Below are 23,047 nucleotides of genomic sequence, written 5' to 3' on the forward strand. Positions count from 1 at the left end.
GCATTTTGTTTATCTAATAAATCTTGACGGACTTCCTACGTACAAGCCCGGTTGTGTTATACTTTTAGTCACTACCGCACCTCCACCGGTTTGCACGTGATCGGTAATCGCTATATTATCGATTATAGTGGTATTGATCCCAATGTTACAACAGGAGCCAATGACTACAAAGCCGGCAACTGCCACTCTTGGCGACAGAAAAGTATGTGCCTTTACCCCTGAATCATGAGCGATACAACAGGCTGTGTTGATGAATACATTGTCGCCTATCTCCACATTACTGTCCAGCACACAGCCGGGCATAATACATATCCCTTCTCCTATTTTACAGGAGGCCGCTACGTAAGAAGATGAATGGATCAACCGTCCCAGTGGGACCGTCCCCTTGAACTGCTCGAAACAGGCCTTTCTTTTATCAAAGTGCTTATATCCGATGGCTATCAGCAAAGCATCAAACTCGCCGTTATTATAGGATTCGATAACATTCCCGATCTCCCCGATCACCAAACACCCATTCACACGGCTTCCTTTTTCACGAAAATCATCAAAAAAAACAACAGTATCATAATGCCCGTCCTGCAAAGCATGATAGGCAATTAATTGCCCTAAATCCCCGGAACCTATGATCGCTAAACGTTGCATGATAATTATCCGATTAAATATTGATCCCCAATATCAGAAAGTTTTCCGATCACCGGGATATCCGTACCATTGTAAAAATTGTCTCTGTCGATCAGCGTAGCATTCAAGCCAAGCGCAGCAGCTGGCATTACATCCAGTTTGATGGAATCTCCCACATAAACGATCTCCTCTGGTGCAAGACCTATGGTCGCTATTGCATGCTCGTAAAAGGCAGCATCGGGTTTTCTTACACTGACTATTTCGGATACAATGATATCACTAAAAATATCCCCAAAAAGGCCCGATAACAGATCCGGAAGATTATTACTAAAGTTGGAAAGGACACCTATTTTTACCTTTGCCTCCTGCAACCATTGCGTATCCTCAAATTTCTCCCAGGGCATATATGTGCAATTCCTGAAAATATCATCCAGCAACTGAGGTGTGGGAATTATTCCCAGTGAAAGTAATAACTCCTTATTAAAAGAAGCATAAAATGCTTCAGACGTCCTATCCGGAAATGTTATGAATTCGGAAAGTAATTTATGATGATACCGTAATGTACGGGGATTAACAGCAATCCGATGTCGCTCCAGCACATCAATTATCCGCGGCCACAATGCCGGTTTATGAATAAGTGTGTTGGCAGCATCAAACAGGATATACTTAATTTTCTTTTCTTGCATGTTTATTAAAAGATATAAAAAACCGAAGATCTATTCAATGCTGCACTAAACTCGGTTTGATCCGGATAGATCACATCCATCAGGATCCTTACTGCAACTCCGCCCTTAATGACAGGTTTATCAGGTACGGTATTGTAAAGATATTCCTGGATAGTATAATTCACATCATCAAATCCGAAGTTGGATCTGATAGAATTAGTTCCGGAAATTCTGCAGTTTAATTCAAATGGGTGTATTTTTCCATCAGAAGTGACAATAGATTGCAGGTTGGCTGCCCCCCGGATATCAGAATGCCGGATAATGTCTTCCAATATGGCCGTGAGCTTTTCATCGTGCTCAAATACCACCTTGCACTGGTTGGTTGCGCCATTATCCAGGTGACGCAACAACGTAATGTGCCCATGCAATTCCCCGTTCCTGGTTACATAAAAAGCAGTGGTGATTTCTTCTCCGGCATGCAGTTCCTGCACCATGTATTCTTCATCGGAGAAGCCAGCCCAGGATGGGGGATTAAAATGCAGGCCCCTGGATCCTCTACCCTTCCGCGGTTTTAGAATAAATTTTTCAAACTGACCAGTATATGCTGACGGCAATATTGAGTTAGCAAACGGAATATTAAATTTCTGATGCTGTAAGAAAGACAGATACTTGTCCAGGTAAATTTCTGCTGAGCCCACACCAGACACAGCAACCGGGGCATTTAATCTATCGCGGTGAAGCGCAAGGTAATATACCTCATAGTCAGTAGAAGGAATGATCAGATCAATTCCTTCATTAGCAATGATCCGGTTCAACTCCGGAATATAGTCGTCTGTATATGCGAAAGGGACCTGATATACAATATCACATAAATGATTCCCTCCGGAAAAGCTCGTTGTGTTGGTTCCTGTTATATGGATATCATAAGCTTCCTTACGGATATTCCTGACTATTCCCTGTCCGACATTACCACCTATACCGGTAACTATAATTCTTTTTCTATCCATTTGATCATTTGTTTTATCCCTTCCTCCAGGGAAGTACTGCTGGTATAACCGAGCCTGTCTCTGCTATAGTTGTTATTATAACTGATTGAAGGGGTAATATCTGTTCCGGTGAATGCTATATCCGCACTGGTATAAGCGGCGATGATGCCGGCCAGCGCTTTATTAGAAACGCTATTCTGTGATACGGCAAGAAAAACATCATTTTCTTCCAAATTGGCCGCGGCCATCAGGTATCTTGCCGCATCTGTTACATGTAAATAGTTCTGTAAGCGGGCTCCATCACCCCAAACGGTGATTTGCCGTTTCTGCAGTGCCTGGTTAATATATACGGGAATGATCGTATTCGTTTTCATACCCGGCCCATATACTGAAGGGAATCTTACAATCGCATAACGACTGTTTTTCTTTATTATCTTCTCTCCCCAGTACTTTGAAAGGCCATATTCGTTTGCCGCACCGGGACAACTAGCTTCTGTAATTAGTTCTTCCGAAGGGTTGTAGACAGAAACACTTGAACTATAGACAATCTTACTATCAGAAAAATGGGAACAAATTTCTGCTACCTGCTCAACATTTGACTTAAACAGGTCACTTCTTGATCTTGCGTCCAGCTGAGGTGATGTATGAATGGAGGCACTTAACAAATAAACGTCATCAAAATCTTTTGTTATACTGGTCAACTCACTATATGGTATATATTGTACACCTTCCGCAGTCAACTTATCTGTATTCTTATGATATATACCAGTAACAACAGCTGTGTCTTTGAGGTTTTCAATTAAACACTGTCCAATGAAGCTGTTGGCTCCTATAACAATAGATTTCTTCATTTTTTGCTTTGGTTCAGCAAAAGTAAAGATAAATCAAATTAATTCTATAGAAATACATTTTATAATTTTAAACTGACTGTCCTCCCATTTTACCTCTCCGGCGTCGACCCAAGGCTTCTGAATCTGTTTGCTGAGGAAGTCTTTCTCCCATTTGTGGGGTACATTGATTTTTTTAACGAGGATTTTGAAGGTGGCATCTTTAAGATCAATGCTGTGTTTATAGGCCCAAAATGCTGTAAAATCCCGGATTCCCTCTGTCAGTTGCTCCATATTTACCTCTGGGGAATTTACACGGAAAGTCCATTTAACCCAATTAGGGCCATAGATATAACTGCCAGGGTGGCCCTGCTCGTCGATAATAGGTAGGAATGAACTTTTCCCGTCTGGCGCCACAAAAACTACTGCCACAATATGGTTGTAGTTGTTAAAGTGTGCGTCCATAAATACGGAATGACTGGTTATTCCAAAAAAAGTCTTGGAAATGTCCATTACTTTGCTGGAAACGGAACCGAGCCCTTTTCCGACAAATGTTTTGTCGATACCGGACATATCTCTCAAATCCAGCACCAGTGCGGAATTATAGGTTGTATTCAGTTGCAGCACCATGAGAAATATAAGACCATAAATAAGTCCTGTCACTTTCAGATCAGCCAGGCTGAAATTAGACAATAACTTAATCGTGCTTTCCTTACCCCGAACAGCCGCCGGCGCAATATTACAATTGCCTTCTGTACAACGTTCAGTGGTACGATTGTAAGCAATATACAGGTATACCTTTTTAGAACTATGGTAAATTCCGGGAATTCTGAGCAGCCATCCCAGCGGTTTCAGGTAAAATATGCTTTCAAGTGTCCGGATATAGGTATCCACTCCCGTATATACGTTCCCTTTATTGTCGACACTATGAATGTTCAATAGTAATTCCTGCTCACTCAAACCGGCCAGGGCAGGCTCATGCTCCCAATTCCCCTGTACTGGCAGAAATACGATGCGTTTACGCACATCGAAATGACTTACAATGAGTTTGGTTCTAAGACACAGTGGGCATTCCAGGTCGTAAAAAACCTTTAAACTTGGTTTTCCTGTTGTGTTGATCCTAAGTCTCTTCCAATAGCTCACAGGTACCATCAACAGATAAATGGACAGCACGCCCAGGGCAAATAAAGGAATGGGAAACTCCAGCAGAATGCCAATATGAAGTAAAAACCCCACAATCAGTAGTGGCACCCTGAATCGCTTGAACCAAAAAAAGAAAATAAAAACAGCCTCGAACACCAGCGTCGTATATCCCATCAGCTTGCATAACCACTCCTGGTTCATCAAAAAAGACGGCTCCGCATAGGTAATCATCGGTAGAGAGGCTGGTACCCACATTCCCAGGCCATTCATCCAATAATAAGAAGTTACCTTAAAAAAAATCGAATCAACATATACAAATCCGATTCCCAGCAGTACTGGTACATAATAGGCTAGTACGCTCACTTTTGAAGGAGGAACGTACTCTGAACGGAGAGTGGAATATCTTATTTTAAGCCGGAGTTTATCTATCGACCAACAGCGGGATACTGGCATGAATATCAACAGAGCATTGATTCCCATGTAGGCATAAAACATATGATATTCAAATGATGTAATACCTCCTATGAATATCAGGGAAAAAAAATAGTTGACCACCGACGCCATCCTGGTAAAAAGGCCCAGAATGATCAATATCACAAACACCATCCACACCATCAGCGGAAATGTCACGTCAATCGCCCCTTCGTCGATATAAGGAATCCTGTCAAAAATAAGATGCCTAAAGAAAAAGATCTGAATAATTTCCGCCAAAAAAATCATCGAATAAGCAATCCTGAAAATCGCTAATCCAGTTCCATCAATCTCTTTGTTATATAGCCTTACAACTTCATCATGGAATTTAGAATAGATTTTTTTTATCATGTCCGCATAGTTTAGGTTCAGCCTAAGAGACTGATGTATTTAGTTCGCCTGCTTTTTTATAAAGAATATGATTGAAATAAATCAAATGCCCAACTGATTTACATTCAGGTAAATAAATGTAGTAACATCAATTACAGACATTAGACTTGAAAATTGGGGTTTTACACTCCCGTTCGCATAATTTTAATTCAAAATTAATCTTTGCCATCCAAAAATACAACCCAAGGTTTCACTAGTAAGGTATTAAAAAATAATTAATTGAAATACAGATATAAGAGAATATTTTATAATTATAATTTATAAATTTTATTCCTTCGTAAAAGTAAAACCAGAAATTCGAAGGCATTTTATTACAGCTCTGGAATAGAGGGTATTTGTAGGTGGGAACGTTAATGTCCGATATGCAATTCATCAGTCGGAAAACAAAGTGATAGGAAGAATGGGGATTCTTTTCAACCTAACTGATTATTCATTTATTTTTGCATAGATGTAAATCAGGCAGTCACAATAAACAAACCCGGTAATTGGCCCACTTTTATGTTATCATACTATCGTGTGATTATCTGACCTAACGAGCCATGTTAACGGGATCCTTAAAAAATATAAAACTCTTTTTTAAAAGATGTGCGGAATAGTAGGAATAGTACAAAGTAACCAGCATTCACTCAACGAGATATTGCTAAAACAAATGACTGATGCAATAGTCCACAGAGGTCCTGACGGAGCCGGTCATTGGATAAATTCTGACAATCGGGTAGGACTTGGGCACAGACGCCTGTCTATTATTGATCTTTCGGATGATGGCAAACAGCCGATGCACTATGCACATTCCCGCTATACAATCACTTTTAACGGCGAAATTTACAATTACATTGAAATAAAGAACTCCCTGATCAAAAAGGGTTATAATTTTACCTCCGCATCTGATACTGAAGTTTTACTGGCATTGTATGATGCCGAAAAAGAAAACTGCCTCTCTTTTCTCGATGGAATGTTCGCTTTTGCCATTTGGGACAGTAAGGAAAACACCCTCTTCTTCGCAAGAGACCGTTTTGGAGAAAAACCCTTCCATTACAGTTATGAGCCTGGAAAATATTTCGTATTCTCTTCAGAAATGAAATCACTCTGGGCATACGGTATCCCCCGTCGGGTAAATAACAGTATGCTATACCGTTACCTGGTATATGGTCAATTAATGAACCCAGGACATATGGCGGAAACCTTTTACGACAATATATACCGATTGGAAGCTGCCCATTATGGAAAAATAGATCTGTCACTTTCCAAACCAGAGATAAAAAAGTATTGGGATATTGATTATACACAACTAGATCACTCCATCCGAATGGATGACGCCGTACAGCAATTCCAGGAATATTTCAGAACTTCTGTTGCCCGGCGGCTCCGGTCGGATGTAGCAGTTGGTTCCAGCTTATCCGGAGGTCTCGACAGTTCCCTGGTAGTTTGCATGATAGACGAAATCAATAAAACCAAATCCGGAGGCAAGCAGCTTACATTTTCCGCCAGGTTTCCGGGATACAAAAAAGATGAGGGTCCCTACATGCAAAAGGTAATAGACCGCACTAATGTAGAACCTCATTTTATCTTCCCGGGAGAAAAAGATATGATTTCTTCCCTGCCCAAATTGGCATGGCATCAGGAAGAACCCTTTGGCTCTTCCAGCATTTTTGCTCAATATGAAGTAATGCGGCTCGCGAAAGACAATGCAGTTACAGTATTGCTGGACGGGCAAGGAGCTGATGAAATAATGGCCGGATATCATTTTTATTATTTTCCATATTTCACAACACTAAAACAATCCGATAAGGGAGTATATAAAGAACAACTGAAAAAGTACCTGGAGCTACAGAAAGAAAACTCCATTAACCAAATTACATATAAACCTGGGATTAAACAGTGGGTAAAACAAGCCATTCCCGGTTCCTGGTTCAGTGCAGCAGTTGAATATAAGTTACATAAGCAGCATAATAAGGCCAGCTTTCTGAACAGGGATTTTTATCAGGGTCATAACAATCTCAAATTCAACGATACTTCAGTATACAAGGATTTAAACCAGATTCTATACCAGAATACTACCGGGGCTCAACTACAGGTCTTATTGCGATATGCCGACCGGAACTCTATGGCTCATTCCAGAGAAGTCAGACTCCCATTTCTCTATCATGAAATGGTGGAATTCCTGTTCAGGCTGCCTCCGATTTATAAAATCCAAAATGGGTGGACAAAGTATATTATGAGGGAGAGTTTCAAATCTCTACTGCCCGATGAAATTACCTGGCGGAAAGACAAGATTGGATACGAACCGCCTCAGGCAACCTGGATGGAGAACAAGGAAGTGAAAGACATGGTAGGTGATTTCAAATCATTGCTGATCAAAGAAAAAATACTTGATCATTCCACTTTGGCAAAAGATGAAATCAGGCTTGTTACCCCAAATGGATATGAAGACCGCAATTGGATGATACTGATGACGGGCCTCATGTTAAATCCTTCTCATTCCTAAAAATTAAAATCAGGCGACAGTATGGTCAAAAATAATTGGCAGATAAGATAAACATTAATACCTGGATGGCGGCATGCCGTCATCCAGGTGGGCTTATGATATATGGTTACAAGGGAGTCTTTATAAATAATAAAACCACCGGAAAAATACCATTACGTTTGTATTTCTTCCTCCGGTTAGTCTGTTATAACATCTACTTCGAACTATTATAAATCCGCTCAATAATTTCTACAACCTTCAATCCTTCCAGAGCATTAGTGGTAATTGTTGCCCTGCCTTTAAGTACGTCAATTACGTTATCGATTACATAGTGATGATTCTGAGCAGATCCCTTATAGGCTCCATAGTCATTGCCAGGATTGGTGGGCGCAAGTTCAGGCATTACATAGTCCCTGACTTTACATACTTCTACCTTATCCATGTATTGCCCGCCAATTTTCACACTTCCATTCTCCGCAATTATAGTCATACTACTTTCCAAATTGCTATCCCAGATAGATGTTGAAAAATTAATACAACCCATTCCTCCGTTTACAAAATCGAAATTGATGATTCCACTATCTTCAAATTCTGTAAGGTCTTTATGATTAAAGGTTTTTAATCTCGTATTAATATGCTCAATATCTCCAAACAGCCAGTACATTATATCTATAAAATGCGAGAATTGGGTAAATAATGTTCCCCCATCCAATTCCCGCGAACCGTGCCAGCTCCCGGGTTTATAATACCTGTTATCCCTGTTCCAATAACAGTTTAGTTGCACCATGTAAATTTTTCCCAGCCTTCCGGATTCAATCATCTCCTTAATCCAGACAGATGGCGGAGAATAGCGATTTTGCATTACTGCAAACACGTGCTTGTGAACATTAAGTGCCTTATATATGACTTTTTCGGCATCCAGTTTACTAAGTGCCATCGGTTTTTCGATGACTACGTGCTTTCTGCTTTCCAGGCTTCTTAAAGCGAGCGCCGAATGGTATCCATTAGGCGTTGCAACATTAATAACATCAACATCTGTATCTGTTGCAAAAAAGGCATCCAGTGAGTTATAAAAAGGCACATTGAAATCGGCCATATTCAACTCTTTTTCGTCCTTAACGTCAACTAACGCTACCAGCTCCGCTTCTGGATTTCTCTTAATCATCTCGGCATGCCTTTTTCCAATGTGGCCACAGCCGACTACAGCGAATTTTACTTTTTGAGAAATATTAACCATTATTGAATTCGTTTAACATTACCGTTCTCAAGAATATAAATTTGTCCACTTTCCGGACATACTGCTTTATTACTGCTATCAAAAATCAATTTATGACCAAATTCACTCATCCACCCGGTTTGCCGACCAGGATTTCCTACTATTAAGGCATAGTCCGGAACATTTTTAGTGATTACAGCCCCTGCTCCAATAAAAGCAAACACTCCTATATCATGTCCACAAACAACAGTGGCATTTGCTCCTATAGTGGCCCCTTTGCCAACATGAGTGCTTGCATATTGTCCTCTCCGGTTCACTCCACTCCGCGGATTTACCACATTGGTAAAAACACATGAAGGTCCTAAAAAAACATCATCACCACAGGTCACTCCTGTATAAATGGAAACATTGTTCTGTACTTTAACATTATTCCCTAAAACAACATCCGGAGAAATAACTACGTTCTGACCGATGTTACAATTCTGACCAAGTTTGCAACCGGGCATTATATGCGAAAAATGCCAGATTTTTGTGCCTTCTCCGATTGTACATCCTTCATCTACAATGGCTGTTGAATGCGCGTAATAACTCATTTCTGATTATTTAAAGAACGTTTTTATTTCTGCAACAATATATTCCAGTTGAGCATCTGTCAGCTCCGTATGCATGGGCAATGACAATACCTCTTCACATAGCCTTCTTGTAACCGCCAAATCACCAATGGCCCTTCCATGCTTTTTATATGCTTCCTGCTCATTAAGCGGTATTGGGTAGTATATCATCGCGGGAATTCCCTTTGATTCTAAATGGGATTTCAGGGCATCTCGTTTTTGATTTTTTACTTGCAGGGTATACTGATGAAAAACATGCGTGGAGTAGGCAACCCGACCAGGCACCACAAGTTCTTTAACCTCCTGCAGCGCCTTGTCGTAATAGGCAGCAGCAGTTTCCCTGGCCATAGCATATGAATTCAGATGCGACAGCTTAACATCCAGAATAGCAGCCTGTATAGTGTCTAACCTCGAATTGACACCTATGTGTTTATGAATATATTTCTGGACCTGGCCATGATTTGCAATCATACTTATCTTTTCTGCCAAAGCTTTATCGCGGGTAAAAATGGCTCCCCCATCTCCATAACAACCGAGGTTTTTTGACGGGAAGAAAGAAGTACAGCCAATGTCTCCAATAGTTCCGGCCTTCCTGAAAGATTTATCTGGAAATTGGTAGTCAGCGCCCAACGCCTGAGCAGTATCCTCAACTACATAAAGATTATGCTCCCGTGCAAGCGCCAGAATAGGAGCCATATCTGCACACTGACCAAAGAGATGTACCGGAACAATTGCCTTAGTTTTTGGTGTTATGGCTGCCTTTATATTTGCTTCTGTGATATTAAATGATATTGGGTCAACATCCACCATTACCGGAACCAGATTAAGCAGGCCTATTACTTCCGCAGTTGCAACATAAGTAAATGAAGGTACTATTACTTCATCTCCCGGTTCTAATCCGAGAGCCATCAGTGCAATTTGTAAAGCATCCGTACCATTGGCGCAGGGAATAACGAAAGGAACATCAAGGTAAGCAGCCAGATTACCAGCGAATGATTTAACCTGTGGACCATTGATAAAAGCAGTACTGTTAATACAATCTGCAATTGCGCTATCTATAGAGGATTTTATTTTTACATATTGACCTTTCAAGTCAACCATCTGAATTTTTTCCATGCTTGCTGGTATTATAGTTATTATAGTCTCATATCAGTGATATTATGGTCTATCCCTGATTTAGCGTCAAAAACAATTGTACTGTTATTATTCTCCAACATATCGAAATTCACATTCATAAATTCGTTGCGTAAGATGCCTGGTTAGTCTATCTCATATTCTCGTTTTAGATCAACTGGGGTCTGCAGATATATCATAAATGCGTGTTTTTAGTCCAAACCGGCATAGATATCCAGTATCTCGGAATTGCGAATGTCAGGGCTGTTTTTTTGATGGTAACTCTAAGAATCGATACACTTGCGACATCAATTTTGTAGCTTTTTTTGATCATTAACCGGAGTTTTCCATTGAATAAGGTGCAAAGCTATAAAAAATAACATATAAATATTAAATCCCTGTACATTAAAACAAAAGGTGTTATAGTCCCTCTAAAAGCCAATTCCCGAACGCAAATACCCGACCAATCACTGATTTTTATTCTACTCAAACAAAATCATAATACTTAATTCCCAAAATCCTTTCCCCGACTTTTTACGTTAATTTGTTATAAGAGACAGATCTGTTTGCCTATTCGAAAAGAAATTAAACTACCACCTATTTATTTAATCTAAGTAATCAGCATGGGCATTATACACTGATAATCAGTAAATTATATTACATACTATTCGTTTTTTCCGGTATCCTTTGATTCATCCGGTACACTGTTGTTCAAATTATTTCAGGCCAAACTTAAATTTTATGTCGTCTGTTGAATTTAACACTCTCCTCATCGGAAATGCTGATTTCCTTAAACCCTTTGCTTTCACCCTGACTAAAGACGCAGAACAGGCCAAAGACCTGTACCAGGAAACCCTCGTCAGGGCCCTGTCGAACCGCGAAAAATACCTCGAAGGCACGAATATCCGCGCATGGCTGTTCACCATCATGCGAAATATATTCATTAACCATTACCGGAAAAAAATGAAGCACCGTTTAGTGGCTGAGCCCGGTGCAAGTGAATTCTTTAAAAATCATTACCAGTATACCGTTAGCAATAAAGCGGCCGCTAACTTGCAGATGAAAGACATCTACATGGCCGTTTATCACCTGCCCGGCATATTTAAAAAGCCTTTTATGCTTTATTACGAGGGGTATAAATATTTTGAAATTGCTAATATATTACAGGAGCCACTGGGCACCATTAAAAGCAGGATACACTTTGCCAGGAAAATTCTGAAATCAAGGATCAGTTTCTAGCCATTCATCCATACACCAGCCGTAAGTAACGCTCCTTCAGGTGCTCCTGGAAACAGCATGCTGCAATCATTATCATTGCAGCTGCACAAAGCAGTGCGGGATGAGGCCAGCAGTAATACGCCGCCAGGCATAATACCAGATAACGGGCATACTCCAGGTAAAACACCCATTTTTTCTGTTCCATAATTGCCCCACAGTTGACTAATGTCAACAAAATCAGCAATGTAATACATACCTGAATGAATAGTGGCACGTAATACTCCAATAACAGAAACCCAAAAAGAGTGATCAGGGTTGCTACAATCTGCCACAAAACATAATGATACAACCTGGTCGTTTCTGTCTGTTGCCGGTTCCGGAGCAGGAATTTTTCTTCCAGCACCAGACGGGCAGCAGGATCCACAGTATCCGGCGGACCAAAAATTACCCGCATCTTATTCTTCCATCCCTCCGTTCGTCTGGCTGAGTAAATCATTTCCAATATAAAATGAAAATGCTGCCACAGGAAGCTGTTGCTTTCCAACGGCTTCGTCAGGCCATACACCGGCTCCTCACCTTCTTTTACAAAAGTCCCAAAGAGCTTATCCCAGATGATAAATACATCTCCATAGTTTTTATCGAGGTATTGCGGGTTACTTGCATGATGCACCCGATGATGAGAAGGCGTTACCAGGATATATTCCAATATCCCCAACTTACCAATTGTACGCGTATGAATGAAAAACGGATACAACCCATGCACCAGCAGCATACTCGTGATCATAGCCGGCGGGAAACCGATCACCGGCAATATAGCCCAGAACCCCGTTCTGATAAAAGCCTGGAATACGGTGATCCGCGCCGACACTGTATAATTAAACTCATCACTCTGATGATGTACCACATGTGCACACCAGAACAACGTTACCTCATGCGCCAGCCGGTGATACCAATACCAGATAAAGTCAGTGCAAATCAGTAGCGCTACCCACAGCAGTACACTGGCCCTGATGTCGAATATCGCAAAATGGCGATAGAGATAGTCGTAAACAAAATAAAAAAGTCCTACTGTGAAAGTGTCGAGCAACCGTTCTGCTATACCGATGCTCAGGTTGGCAATAGAATCGTTGAATTTAAAATAGTTTTTGCCCTTTTTCTTCGCCACCAGGTATTCCAGCCCAATGAATGTCAGAAAAAAAGGAACCGCCAATGCCAGGTAGTTTAAATGCACTTTGTAGAATTTAAAATATAAAAACTTATTTGCAGGATAATAGCATTACACAGCTGTTGCTGTGCTCAGTATCCTGCATCAACATATCTGGTGGTGGTAAACAATGCAATGATAGACAATAAATTTCAATTATCCTACTGATCTAATAGACTAATAAAGACGAAAGGCGGAAAACAGCCCCTGGCCGTTTTCCGCCTTCGCGTTCATTGCATCTTTGTTATTTAGTCTTCAGCCGGACCGCCATCAGCCATCCGTACTATCTTCGGCGCAAATCGTCCCAGTACGTCTACCAGGCCTGCCTGTGCTGCCATCACCGTTTCTATATCTTTATACGCTGCCGGAGCCTCATCTAACCCACCACCAATAAGGGTTACACCATGCGCTGCCAGTTGCTGCTGCCAATCATGCTGATTGATGGTGGCAATTGCCCGTGTACGCGACATCGTACGTCCGGCACCGTGGGATGCGGACTGCAGGCTGTCGGCGTCACCCTTACCCCGTACAATGAAACCAGGTGCCGTCATAGAGCCGGGGATCACACCCAATACGCCTTTACCGGCCGGGGTGGCTCCTTTCCGATGCACAATCACTTCCCGTCCTTCGTACATTTCTTTCCATGCAAAATTATGATGGTTCTCCACCCTTGCCAGCAATGTGGCGCCGGCCGCCTTGATCAGCCGTTTATGTATCTGGTGATGACACGCGGAGGCATAGTCACCAGCCAGGTTCATTGCCAGCCAGTACTCCTGACCTGCTTCTGAATCCAGGTCAAGATAAGCGAGATGTTTCGCGGCGTCGGGCAACCGGCATAGCTGTTTGGCTACCTGTGTATAATGGCCGGCTATCTGTGCCCCAAGGCCACGGGATCCTGAATGCGAAAGGATAGCCACATAATCGCCCGGCTGCAACTGCCATTCATTTTCTGTGGTAGTAATGGTTACAATCCCCCACTCCACAAAGTGGTTACCGGAACCCGAAGTTCCCAGCTGCTGCGCAGCTTTCTCATGGAGGTTTCTTACAAATCCAATCTCTCTAAACTCATTTCTTTCCAATATGGCATCTTCTTCTCTCTTCTTCCTCCACGCAGCTCCCGCTCCGAATACAGTCCAGTCATTCAGGTGCTTCCTATATAAATCCATCCTGGTAGTTATTGAATCCACCGGCAGATCCAGGATACTCAAACACATACGGCATCCAATATCCACTCCTACCCCGTAAGGGATCACTGCGTTATCAGTGGCCAGTACACCACCGATGGGTAATCCGTACCCCTGATGGGCATCCGGCATCAATGCTCCGGCTACTGCCACCGGCAGACGCACAGCGTTGTTCAGCTGCCTGATCGCTCCTTCTTCAATGCACGCTTCACCAAATACAGCAAACGGCACTGCCTGTTCTCTTAGCGCAATGATTTCCGGTGCCTGCGGTACCTGCAATAAGCGGGCAACCTCGCCAAATACAGCATCACCCGCATAGGCAGCCGGATCTGCCAGCACTTTCTTTAACAGTTCAATAGCCTCTTCTGCAGATACAGTTGCAAAATGCTGCGCGATGGCGTCTATTGCCGCCCGGATTACAGGGCCCTGACGGAAACCCGCCTCCAGTAATACTTTACCATTAATTTTTACTTCAGACATAATGGGGGTTAATTTGGTTATACCATTCTTCCTGCAATAACTGTTGCAGGGATTTTGTCTTGCTTCTTGTTTTATTATTCTTATGCCACCAGTTCCAGCGACTGTGCCGGCTTCGGGTTAATTTAAAGATCCTGCATCTGAGCCGGTTCCTTTCAAGGTAGCTATTCAACCCATCCATGGCAGATTGTATTTCGGGTTCAGGCGCCCTTGTTTGTGTGAGCATATTGGGCCTTACCCTCAGTACAAATCGCCACGGCTCTTTTATTACCATTCGCAGCTCCGGCTCTTTCCTGTGTTTATGATAAAACAAACGCTCTTCAAAACAGGCAGTTTCCTTCTCTGATAATTTCAATTTACTGAAATACCGAAGGTCAGGCTGCAACAGCAGCTGGGGCTTTACCACCAGCTTTTTCCTTCCGTGCGATCTCTTCTTCACTTTAAAATCCTTTCGTGGACTATAATCCACGGTATTGATCTTATCCAGCAACCGCTGATAAAATGTAGCCTGTTTACTACGTGCTACATCATCTCTTAACACAAAATAGCGTTTATATCCTTTCATCACCGGTGGTGTCAGTGGTATGTATCCTCTCTGGCGCCACGCTGTGCTCAGTGCTGTTTCCTTTCTGTCGAGGGCTAGCAGTTGCTTTTCAACGTCCCTACGTGCGGCGCGTATCCTTCGTCTCCTTGTTCTTATACGCGACGCCGTGATATAATATTCCAATTCCTGATTGTCCATCATCAGTAGTTAAGTGCTTCCTCAATAGTTGCCGCCTTTGGCAGTAACTGTTTTCCTTGCTGATATATATGGACAGATAATTTTTTTTCATGGTATTCATTTTTAAAGATGAATAATTTACGTTTATGCAATTTCTTCGAGCGGTGTTCGCCTGAAGCCAATTACATGTTGCTTCTTCTCAAATGAAGGCTCGTGCTGATTGGTAATCTCTGCAACAGTCATTGGCCGGGTAATTACCGTATCAAAGCCCAGATGCTTAGATAAACGTTGCGCTTTTTCAACCGACAGGCGCTTGAATTCATATTTCGCAATCAGGCGACCTTTACGCAGCAACGCACTATCGATAGCAGAAAGATCACTGTTGAAAGAGCATACCAGCTGTATATTCAGGCAGTCGGCCAACAGGCCATCCGACAGATTCAGCAGGTTGGATACAGAAGAATTTCCAGAGAACTTCCGATCCATGATCACATTCTCCGCGTCTTCAATCACCACCACGCAATTGGGATTATCGATCAGTAACTCCATGAACTCAGGGTTCATGATATTGGTAGCCAGATCCGGCGATACAAACAACACCCTTTTCTTAATGCGCCCTATCAGATAACGCAGATACGTGGTTTTACCTGTACCAGGCAAGCCATGCAGCAATACGATGCCTTTGTCTTTATCTTTTTTCAGACGTTGTTGCACCACTTTATCTATCTCCCTAAAATCATCCTCATAAAACAAACCCAGATCGAGCCGTGTACGTTTGATCTCCAGACTTTTTAATTCCAACCCTCTGCGGCCACTGGTAATGAGATTTATTTCATGGGGTTCTTTTCTTTGCTTCTCTTTAAAACGTATAGCCGTTTCAGTTACCTCCTTAACAAACTCCTGTGCAGTTCCGTTATGTAATATTTCGCACCATGTTTGCCAGAATGCTATTACACAATTATTCTTCAATACCATAACAGCCTGGCTATGCTTATACTTTTTCTTCTTATTGTCGTAATCGGTATACCGATGCGTCTGAACAATCATATCCTGGAACTTCTTCACAAATGCCGCGGCTGCCTTTTCTCCATCTATTTCATAAATATTATTAACATCGGGTATTGCGTTAAAATGGAGGGTATAAACTCCTTTCGGAGAAAAAAACTCACCATCTATCATATCAATATTGTTATTAACTATATGCTTCATATTACCTAAGTTCTTAAAAATGAATAACTCCTGTCTGATAAAGATTTACCAGGGCGCAAGGCCCTGGGTAAATCGCATTTATCACGGGGTTAAATTACAGGTTATCCTTGTGATAACCTCACGGTTAGGGTTAAAATCAAACAGAGACGAAAAAAATATTTTTATAGAGGATGAAAGCGGAGCAGGATTACTCCGCCTGCCTGTTTATGTGTACCTCCTCAAATAATTTTTATCTGCAGCATAAAAAAACCCGGCCTGTTTTAAACGGACCGGGCTTATATAACGTCAACGTATATACTATGTATTGACATGCCTTGTCCGTTTGGCAAAGATTCTATCCATGCCATTATCAAACCATTTGCTGCTGCGGGATTCCGCTCTTCGCTCCGTTGCGGGTAAATATATTTTCACCATAAAACGATAACAAAAAAGCCCGGATCACAAGACCCGGGCTTCTGTTGGTATTACAAATATTGTTAAGCTACCTGTAACCATAAGACGCCCGGAACCCGCCTACTCCCAGCTCTGTGCAGGGAATTGCGTTGTCCATATCGAGATTAAAGCGTTTCATGATTATAAGTTTTCTTTTTTGTTTTACTATTTTTTGACGATGCAAAGATAAAAGGATATCTTTTGATATTGCAAATTTTTTAACATTTTTTTTCGATTTTTTTTCTGTATACCTCCCCGGAAGAACTACCATTTATATCTTCAATCCCTTTACAGTAAATAATTACAGCACTTTGTACGGACCCGAAACTATTCAAGTAACGAGTTTACAATTAACCACTAACGTAAACGCATATACGTATTAAAGTAATTAAAAAGCCGGAAGCTTGCTTCTTCCGGCTTTATTTTCAATCAGGATTAACAAGAAGGGATGTTGGTGGTCGACCTAAGTTATATTAATACCGCATTCTCTTCGAACTCCTTCTCAAGCCGTTGCATCTGACGTATGTGCCTTTCAATGTGCTTGGTCAGGAAGTAGATGTATTGGTATATATCCAGTTTCCCTAATTGATTCACAGACATGTTGGTAAATACCAGCACCCCTTCTCCGTTCTTCAGCAAAGACAGATTATACATGCACTGCGCGTACTGTTGCTTCAACAGCGCTTTCACCTCATGTAAACTCTTAAGTCCGGTAGGTTCCATATGTTCCGGTCTTACCCATCCGAATGACTTACTGCTGATAACATCTATCTGATCAAATTTATCCTGGTAGTCGGCCGGAATGATCACAGTATGACCTGTTTTCTTGCGTTCCAGCGCCCGGCGGGTACTTTTGTTGATGATAAGGAGCAGGAAATAATTGGTCAGCGTAATATGCTCCAAAACTTCCCGGATGCTCCATTGGTCCCTGTCTGGTTTGAAATCCAGCAATGCCTGGTCTTTTTCAAACCACAGGTCTAACTCCCTGAAATTGGTGAGTAAGGCCTCTCTTACAACTTGAATAACGTTTCTCATCGTCTAACGTTTTGGGATTATGCGTTAATTATTACTAATAGAATGGGTTAGCGCATAACATTATTTAAAAATAGTTACCTGTCATTTTTTGTGCCGGATTATCCATAAAAAAACCCGGCCGCATTTACGGACCGGGCTAATAATGTAGAGGGGTTTATCTCACATCATCGCATACCATGTCCGTATGGCTCTTTAAAGGCAAAGCCATCCTGTTTGCACCATTCAGTGCATTTATTTTTTATTACAGTTATCGATTGAAGATCTGTCAATGTCGTCATTTCATTACTGCTTCAAAAGCAAAAAGTCCCACACTTGTTTTAGTGCGGGACTTTTGTTTATATCGTTGATAACTCTTTCTATCGTTAACAATCGGTGCAACACGCCCGCATGCTCGTCTTGACCTGCTTTTGGTCACACGCCATCGCTGAAATTCGGTATGTTGAAAAAAGTTGCACAGTTATTTTTTTGTTCTTACAACAAAGATAATTTTTATTTTTTTTATTACACAAAAAAACAGCCTACTTTTTTCATCGACTTAACAATTAATTTCACAAACAGTCGTTGCGTTGTTTTAAAATAGGCTCAACTGGGCATTGGGCCGCCGGAAGGCATCTGTATTGAATTCAAAACGTTCCAGATTCAACCCGTTCTTTTTGGTGTGTATCCTGAATTGCTGCCTGATGATATCGGCGATATTTCCTGTTCCCCTCATCCTCCGTCCAAATTCACTGTCGTTTACCTGGCCACCATGGAGGCTCTCCACATAATGCCATACCTTGTCTGCCCGGTCGGGGAAATTTTTATATAACCAGTCATTGAAAATCAGTTTCACCGCATCATTGAGGCGCACTACCGTATAACCGGCATATTTCGCCCCATTAGCTGCTATTGCCTCCAGCAACCGGGGGATCTCATGATCATTCAACCCCGGGATAATAGGCGCCGTCATAACGCCTACGGGTATACCGAGCTCGCTCAGTTCTTTCACAATCTTCAGCCGTTGTGCAGCAGTGGTGGTGCGAGGTTCCATCTTCTGCCGGAGCTCTTCCTCCAGCGTGGTAATAGACACATACACACATACCAGATTATCCTGCGCCAGCTGCTGTAACAGGTACCTGTCTCTTAAAACCAGTGAATTTTTCGTGATAATACCAACCGGCTGTTTGTATTCCAGTGCCACCTCCAGCAATTGACGGGTTAGCCACATCTTCCGCTCTACCGGCTGATAACAGTCCGTATTACCCGACAGCGATATCGGCTTGGGAACCCAGTTCTTATTATCCAGGAATTTCCGCAGGAGCTCGGGAGCATTATGTTTTACGATAATCTTTCTCTCAAAATCCAGCCCGGCACTTAATCCCCAGAACTGGTGAGTATTGCGGGCATAACAATAAATGCAGCCATGTTCGCAGCCCTGGTATGGATTCATGGAATACCACATACCCACATCGGGACTATCCACCTTGTTAACCAGGGTTTTTGCATGTTCCTCAAATATCTGGGTAGGTACATCCGCCTGCCACCATTCGTCAATACCTTCCGCAAACTCCCGGGTGTATTCGTCCGCCAGGTATTTGTTCTTAGGATTGAACTGCGCGCCACGACCTTTATAGTACTGGTTTTCCGGCGCTCCTTCCTGGAACGGCAAAGTCATAAACTAATTATTTTAGCATAAAACTACTAAAATATTTAGTTATTTCAACAAATGTTTTTTGAACGGGGCTATATAATCTCCATCTGCTTCATCAGGAAGGTGGCATTCTTATTCCTTGCAATACCTTCCCTGATGCGGTAATCGAAGAAAAGATGATCTTCCCGGATCGTGCTTTCAAAGCAATAGTTCCGGATCCGGCCGGGGTAGGCCGCTTCCAACTGTCCAAGCTCCAGGTCGTGTGTGGCAATCATTCCCAGGCAGTTGTACTGCAAAAAATGTTCGATAAGGCTGCGGGATCCGGATAACTTATCTTCCGAATTAGTACCCTTCAGGATCTCATCCAGCAGTATAAATACATGGGCACCGGTTTTCAATTCCCGGATAATATGTTGCAGTCGAAGTAATTCGGCCTGGAAATAAGAGGTATGGCTGGCAATAGAGTCTTTTATCCGCATAGACGTCATGATACGCATGGGACTGAATCTGAAGCTGGTGGCGCAAACGGGGGCTCCGCACAGTGCCAGCAACAGATTGCTGCCTACGCTCCGCAGGAAGGTGCTTTTACCCGACATATTGGAACCGGTAATGATCAGGAAGCTGTCGTGACGACCGGTGCCACCGTCGTTTTTCACGCATTCCCCACCCGGGATCAGCGGGTGCCCCAAACCGGTTGCTTCCAGCAGGCGCCCTTCCGGCACGGGTTCCGGCCAGGCAAAATCTGCATGATTCCAGGCATAGGTCGCGAAACTGTTCCATACTTCCATACGGGTAATCACATCAAACCAGCTGAGGATACCATTTTTATGCTCTTTTTTCCAGCGCTCCAAACGGGTGATACAATGCAGATCGTATAACATGAGGGAATTGAGCACAATCCCTACCAGGATATTCAATCGCTGATCAAATGCTCCGCTGATCTTTGATAATCGCTTCAGCGCCAGATCTGCTTCATGCGCTATCCGCTGTTGCTCCAGCAATAACGCTGATTGCCCAAATGCGCCTGTTCTGATCAGGTGCAGCAGAATAGAAAATTTGTCCAGTATTCTTTCTTTATGGGAGATCAGGATGTATTGGGCCAATATTTTCTTCTGGCTGAGCGCCAGCAACAACCAATTCAGCATAATGATCAGGAGCAATGGATAATAGGCCCCATTGATGATCTTCCATACGATGGCTCCTGCCACCAGCACCGGGCTTACCCAGATAGCCACTTTTACCAGCTGGTTATTCAGAAAATGAAAGGGCATATCCAGCCATAAGCTGATCTGGCGGCGATCATCTTCATCCTCACCCGCCAGCAAAGCATTGGCTGTCAGCTGCTGCCGGAATTCCAGTTCCGGCGCCATTACCCGGAGCGCCTCCTGGGTGGCCTGTATATCTGCAACTGTTGTTAGCGGGGAACGCAGTGCATCCGCCAATTTCCGCTTACCGGAAATGGTGCCGGTGCGGTTAATATGCTGAAATACCGACGCAGGGCCGAATACATCCAGGTCGCTGGTGAAATCGTGTTTATCGTCAACGAACTCTCCGCCGTCGTCGAACGTGGATTCCCAGGTGGTTACGAGCTTTAGCTCTTTCTGATTCAGCTCCAATAAAGTTTTGAATAGCTGCAGCTGTTGTTCTGCCCTTCCATACAGCCTTAACAACACAATAAAACCCACTGCCCCGATAAGGGACAGTAGCAGCCAAACCGCCGCCCTATCCTGTTTCCAGAACAATACAATCCCGGTAACAATAAGTCCGAAACTAAGCAGTCTGGCCCAGGACAATGAAGCTGTTAAGCGCTTTTTATTGCTGATCGCTTCCTGAAACCCATCAATACGTTGCTGGTAGATATTTGCTGACATTAATTTACACCTGTTTAATCAAAAAAGGGATTTCATGATTCCTGCTCACAATTTATGAACATAAATCACAAAATCCCTGAAACTGTAATCTCGTAAAGTTTAGGCGTACTGACGCTGCAGCAGGTCAGGATACTGCTCACTCACTTTCAATATCAACTCACCAAACAAAGTATTCACCCAGGCAAACCAGGGCCGCGTGAATTTGGTTGGGTCATCCTTCTGATAAGATTCATGAATAAAACCGGTTTCCCCGTCTGTATTACGGAGGGTTTTGATACAGCCGGCTATTTCTTCCTTATCGTGACTGGTCAGTGCCCTCATGATAATACTCATTGGCCAGATGTAATCAGGTCCGGTATGTGGACTTCCAACACCATCGCCATATTTACCGCGGTAGAACCAGGGCTGGAAATTACTCCAAACAAAATGACGGGATGCCTGATATAGTGGGTCGTCGATGCCGGTATAGCCCAGATAAGGGATAGAAAGCAGGCTCGGAACATTCGTATCATCGAGGAAGAGGCGGTTACCGAAACCATCCACTTCGAAACCATACATATTGCCCAGCTTCGGATGATCAACGATGGCATAGGCTTTAATGGCACGGTCTACCTCATCGGCCAGCATGGTACACTCACCGGCAAAAGCAGTGTCTTTATAAATAGTGCTGCTTATCTCCGCTAGCTGACGCAGTGATACCACTGCGAACATATTGGAAGGAATCAGGAACGGGAATACCGTAGCATCATCAGATGGCCGGAAGATGGAAACAATAAGTCCTACAGGCGACATAGGCGCACCCCACCCACTGTTGGGTACCGTATCCGATTGCACGGCAGTAATACGCTGAAACTTATAAGGGCCTCTGCTTTCCTTACGTTGCTGTTCTTTGAATGTTTTGACGATCAGCTGGGCAGCCTGTTTATATTTGCTGTCGAACGGCGTATTGTCGCCACTGATCTTCCAGTAGTTATATGCCAGGCGTACCGGATAACACAGGGAATCGATCTCCCATTTACGCTCATGCAATTCGGGTTTCATCTCGGTAAGATCTTTATCCCATTCGCTACCGGTAGGCCCTTCATTAAATGCGTTGGCATAAGGATCAATGAGTATACATTTTGTTTGCCGGTTGATTACTCCTACTATCATGTCTTTCAGCTTCGTATCTTCTTTTACCAGCGGCAGGTAAGGCCATACCTGGGCGGAAGAATCGCGCAGCCACATGGCATTGATATCGCCGGTGATCACGAAGGTATCCGGCTTGCCATTATCCGATTTGTACTTAACCGTAGTATCAAGCGTATTGGGGAAACAGTTTTCAAATAACCACCCCAGTTTGGGGTCTGCGATCTGAGATTTCACCTTTGCAATAGTCTTCTCCACCGCTTCACTGGTGAATTTCCGCTTTGCCAGCGGCGGGCGTTTGGTGGTATACCCATTCCAGCCGAATACGGTTTTGGGCAGTCCCAGCCCAACAGCACCTGCTACAAGAGCGCTGTTTTTAAGAAAGTCTCTTCTTGCAACCATAACGTTTTTGAATTTTAGGAACCCCTAAA

18 protein-coding genes are annotated in these 23,047 nt (G+C 42.9%); 2 read left to right on the forward strand and 16 right to left on the reverse strand.

Features of this window, described 5'->3' with window-relative positions:
- Nucleotides 1-9: 9 nt before the first annotated feature.
- Genes UNH61_RS27780 through UNH61_RS27800 form a run of 5 tightly spaced genes read right to left on the reverse strand, consistent with a single transcriptional unit; the run spans nt 10 to nt 5,064 of the window.
- Nucleotides 10-642 carry an acetyltransferase gene (locus UNH61_RS27780; RefSeq protein ID WP_326995263.1) on the reverse strand — a complete coding sequence of 211 codons (633 nt, stop codon included), beginning with the start codon at nt 640-642 and terminating at the stop codon, nt 10-12.
- Between the two features lie 5 nt (nt 643-647).
- The gene (locus UNH61_RS27785) at nt 648-1,307 is read right to left on the reverse strand and encodes an HAD-IA family hydrolase (RefSeq protein ID WP_326995264.1); all 660 of its coding nucleotides are present in this window, start codon (nt 1,305-1,307) and stop codon (nt 648-650) included.
- A 5-nt stretch (nt 1,308-1,312) separates the two neighbouring features.
- On the reverse strand, nt 1,313-2,293 hold the full coding sequence (locus tag UNH61_RS27790; RefSeq protein WP_326995265.1) for a hypothetical protein: 981 nt from the start codon (nt 2,291-2,293) through the stop codon (nt 1,313-1,315).
- A complete protein-coding gene (locus tag UNH61_RS27795; RefSeq protein WP_326995266.1) occupies nt 2,272-3,123 on the reverse strand; it encodes an NAD(P)-dependent oxidoreductase in 852 nt (283 codons plus the stop codon). The genes UNH61_RS27790 and UNH61_RS27795 overlap by 22 nt, the downstream gene beginning before the upstream one ends.
- 33 nt (nt 3,124-3,156) lie before the next feature.
- Nucleotides 3,157-5,064, reverse strand: coding sequence for a DCC1-like thiol-disulfide oxidoreductase family protein (locus UNH61_RS27800; protein WP_326995267.1), 1,908 nt, complete (start codon nt 5,062-5,064; stop codon nt 3,157-3,159).
- Nucleotides 5,065-5,686: 622 nt separating this feature from the next.
- Here UNH61_RS27800 and asnB point away from each other — a divergent pair.
- Entirely contained in the window at nt 5,687-7,588 is a 1,902-nt protein-coding gene (gene asnB, locus UNH61_RS27805) for an asparagine synthase (glutamine-hydrolyzing) (RefSeq protein WP_326995269.1), read from the forward strand.
- Between the two features lie 193 nt (nt 7,589-7,781).
- Here the strand turns inward: asnB and UNH61_RS27810 are convergent, their stop codons facing one another.
- Genes UNH61_RS27810 through UNH61_RS27820 form a run of 3 tightly spaced genes read right to left on the reverse strand, consistent with a single transcriptional unit; the run spans nt 7,782 to nt 10,510 of the window.
- Nucleotides 7,782-8,804, reverse strand: a complete 1,023-nt coding sequence (locus UNH61_RS27810) for a Gfo/Idh/MocA family oxidoreductase (RefSeq protein ID WP_326995270.1) — start codon at nt 8,802-8,804, stop codon at nt 7,782-7,784.
- Complete coding sequence (locus tag UNH61_RS27815; protein ID WP_326995271.1) at nt 8,804-9,376, reverse strand: DapH/DapD/GlmU-related protein; 573 nt, start codon at nt 9,374-9,376, stop codon at nt 8,804-8,806. Before UNH61_RS27815 ends, UNH61_RS27810 begins: the two co-directional genes overlap by 1 nt.
- Nucleotides 9,377-9,382: 6 nt before the next feature.
- A complete protein-coding gene (locus UNH61_RS27820) occupies nt 9,383-10,510 on the reverse strand; it encodes a DegT/DnrJ/EryC1/StrS family aminotransferase (protein ID WP_326995272.1) in 1,128 nt (375 codons plus the stop codon).
- A gap of 738 nt (nt 10,511-11,248) precedes the next feature.
- Here UNH61_RS27820 and UNH61_RS27825 point away from each other — a divergent pair.
- Nucleotides 11,249-11,746: an RNA polymerase sigma factor gene (locus tag UNH61_RS27825; protein ID WP_326995273.1), complete on the forward strand. Its 498-nt coding sequence runs from the start codon at nt 11,249-11,251 to the stop codon at nt 11,744-11,746.
- Between the two features lie 4 nt (nt 11,747-11,750).
- Here UNH61_RS27825 and UNH61_RS27830 read toward each other — a convergent pair whose 3' ends face one another.
- The 8 genes from UNH61_RS27830 to UNH61_RS27865 form a co-directional block, all read right to left on the reverse strand.
- Nucleotides 11,751-12,956, reverse strand: a complete 1,206-nt coding sequence (locus tag UNH61_RS27830) for a sterol desaturase family protein (protein ID WP_326995274.1) — start codon at nt 12,954-12,956, stop codon at nt 11,751-11,753.
- Nucleotides 12,957-13,177: 221 nt separating this feature from the next.
- The gene (locus UNH61_RS27835; protein WP_326995276.1) at nt 13,178-14,593 is read right to left on the reverse strand and encodes an RtcB family protein; all 1,416 of its coding nucleotides are present in this window, start codon (nt 14,591-14,593) and stop codon (nt 13,178-13,180) included.
- A complete protein-coding gene (locus UNH61_RS27840) occupies nt 14,586-15,332 on the reverse strand; it encodes a hypothetical protein (protein WP_326995277.1) in 747 nt (248 codons plus the stop codon). Before UNH61_RS27840 ends, UNH61_RS27835 begins: the two co-directional genes overlap by 8 nt.
- Nucleotides 15,333-15,455: 123 nt before the next feature.
- Nucleotides 15,456-16,520, reverse strand: a complete 1,065-nt coding sequence (locus tag UNH61_RS27845) for an AAA family ATPase (protein WP_326995278.1) — start codon at nt 16,518-16,520, stop codon at nt 15,456-15,458.
- Nucleotides 16,521-17,420: 900 nt separating this feature from the next.
- Nucleotides 17,421-17,987 carry a DinB family protein gene (locus UNH61_RS27850; protein ID WP_326995279.1) on the reverse strand — a complete coding sequence of 189 codons (567 nt, stop codon included), beginning with the start codon at nt 17,985-17,987 and terminating at the stop codon, nt 17,421-17,423.
- A 571-nt stretch (nt 17,988-18,558) separates the two neighbouring features.
- A complete protein-coding gene (locus tag UNH61_RS27855) occupies nt 18,559-19,641 on the reverse strand; it encodes a PA0069 family radical SAM protein (protein ID WP_326995280.1) in 1,083 nt (360 codons plus the stop codon).
- A 68-nt stretch (nt 19,642-19,709) separates the two neighbouring features.
- Nucleotides 19,710-21,488 carry a hypothetical protein gene (locus UNH61_RS27860; RefSeq protein ID WP_326995281.1) on the reverse strand — a complete coding sequence of 593 codons (1,779 nt, stop codon included), beginning with the start codon at nt 21,486-21,488 and terminating at the stop codon, nt 19,710-19,712.
- Nucleotides 21,489-21,587: 99 nt separating this feature from the next.
- On the reverse strand, nt 21,588-23,018 hold the full coding sequence (locus tag UNH61_RS27865; RefSeq protein WP_326995282.1) for a glycoside hydrolase family 125 protein: 1,431 nt from the start codon (nt 23,016-23,018) through the stop codon (nt 21,588-21,590).
- Nucleotides 23,019-23,047 lie beyond the last annotated feature (29 nt).

It is taken from the genome of Chitinophaga sp. 180180018-3, from assembly GCF_037893185.1.
Lineage (GTDB): Bacteria > Bacteroidota > Bacteroidia > Chitinophagales > Chitinophagaceae > Chitinophaga.

What these genes read in the sequence shown, in the direction of transcription:
- UNH61_RS27780 (WP_326995263.1), bottom strand. Translation starts at nt 642, where the DNA reads ATGCAACGTTTAGCGATCATAGGTTCCGGGGATTTAGGGCAATTAATT.
- UNH61_RS27785 (WP_326995264.1), bottom strand. Translation starts at nt 1,307, where the DNA reads ATGCAAGAAAAGAAAATTAAGTATATCCTGTTTGATGCTGCCAACACA.
- UNH61_RS27790 (WP_326995265.1), bottom strand. Translation starts at nt 2,293, where the DNA reads ATGGATAGAAAAAGAATTATAGTTACCGGTATAGGTGGTAATGTCGGA.
- UNH61_RS27795 (WP_326995266.1), bottom strand. Translation starts at nt 3,123, where the DNA reads ATGAAGAAATCTATTGTTATAGGAGCCAACAGCTTCATTGGACAGTGT.
- UNH61_RS27800 (WP_326995267.1), bottom strand. Translation starts at nt 5,064, where the DNA reads ATGATAAAAAAAATCTATTCTAAATTCCATGATGAAGTTGTAAGGCTA.
- asnB (WP_326995269.1), top strand. Translation starts at nt 5,687, where the DNA reads ATGTGCGGAATAGTAGGAATAGTACAAAGTAACCAGCATTCACTCAAC.
- UNH61_RS27810 (WP_326995270.1), bottom strand. Translation starts at nt 8,804, where the DNA reads ATGGTTAATATTTCTCAAAAAGTAAAATTCGCTGTAGTCGGCTGTGGC.
- UNH61_RS27815 (WP_326995271.1), bottom strand. Translation starts at nt 9,376, where the DNA reads ATGAGTTATTACGCGCATTCAACAGCCATTGTAGATGAAGGATGTACA.
- UNH61_RS27820 (WP_326995272.1), bottom strand. Translation starts at nt 10,510, where the DNA reads ATGGAAAAAATTCAGATGGTTGACTTGAAAGGTCAATATGTAAAAATA.
- UNH61_RS27825 (WP_326995273.1), top strand. Translation starts at nt 11,249, where the DNA reads ATGTCGTCTGTTGAATTTAACACTCTCCTCATCGGAAATGCTGATTTC.
- UNH61_RS27835 (WP_326995276.1), bottom strand. Translation starts at nt 14,593, where the DNA reads ATGTCTGAAGTAAAAATTAATGGTAAAGTATTACTGGAGGCGGGTTTC.
- UNH61_RS27840 (WP_326995277.1), bottom strand. Translation starts at nt 15,332, where the DNA reads ATGGACAATCAGGAATTGGAATATTATATCACGGCGTCGCGTATAAGA.
- UNH61_RS27845 (WP_326995278.1), bottom strand. Translation starts at nt 16,520, where the DNA reads ATGAAGCATATAGTTAATAACAATATTGATATGATAGATGGTGAGTTT.
- UNH61_RS27850 (WP_326995279.1), bottom strand. Translation starts at nt 17,987, where the DNA reads ATGAGAAACGTTATTCAAGTTGTAAGAGAGGCCTTACTCACCAATTTC.
- UNH61_RS27855 (WP_326995280.1), bottom strand. Translation starts at nt 19,641, where the DNA reads ATGACTTTGCCGTTCCAGGAAGGAGCGCCGGAAAACCAGTACTATAAA.
- UNH61_RS27860 (WP_326995281.1), bottom strand. Translation starts at nt 21,488, where the DNA reads ATGTCAGCAAATATCTACCAGCAACGTATTGATGGGTTTCAGGAAGCG.
- UNH61_RS27865 (WP_326995282.1), bottom strand. Translation starts at nt 23,018, where the DNA reads ATGGTTGCAAGAAGAGACTTTCTTAAAAACAGCGCTCTTGTAGCAGGT.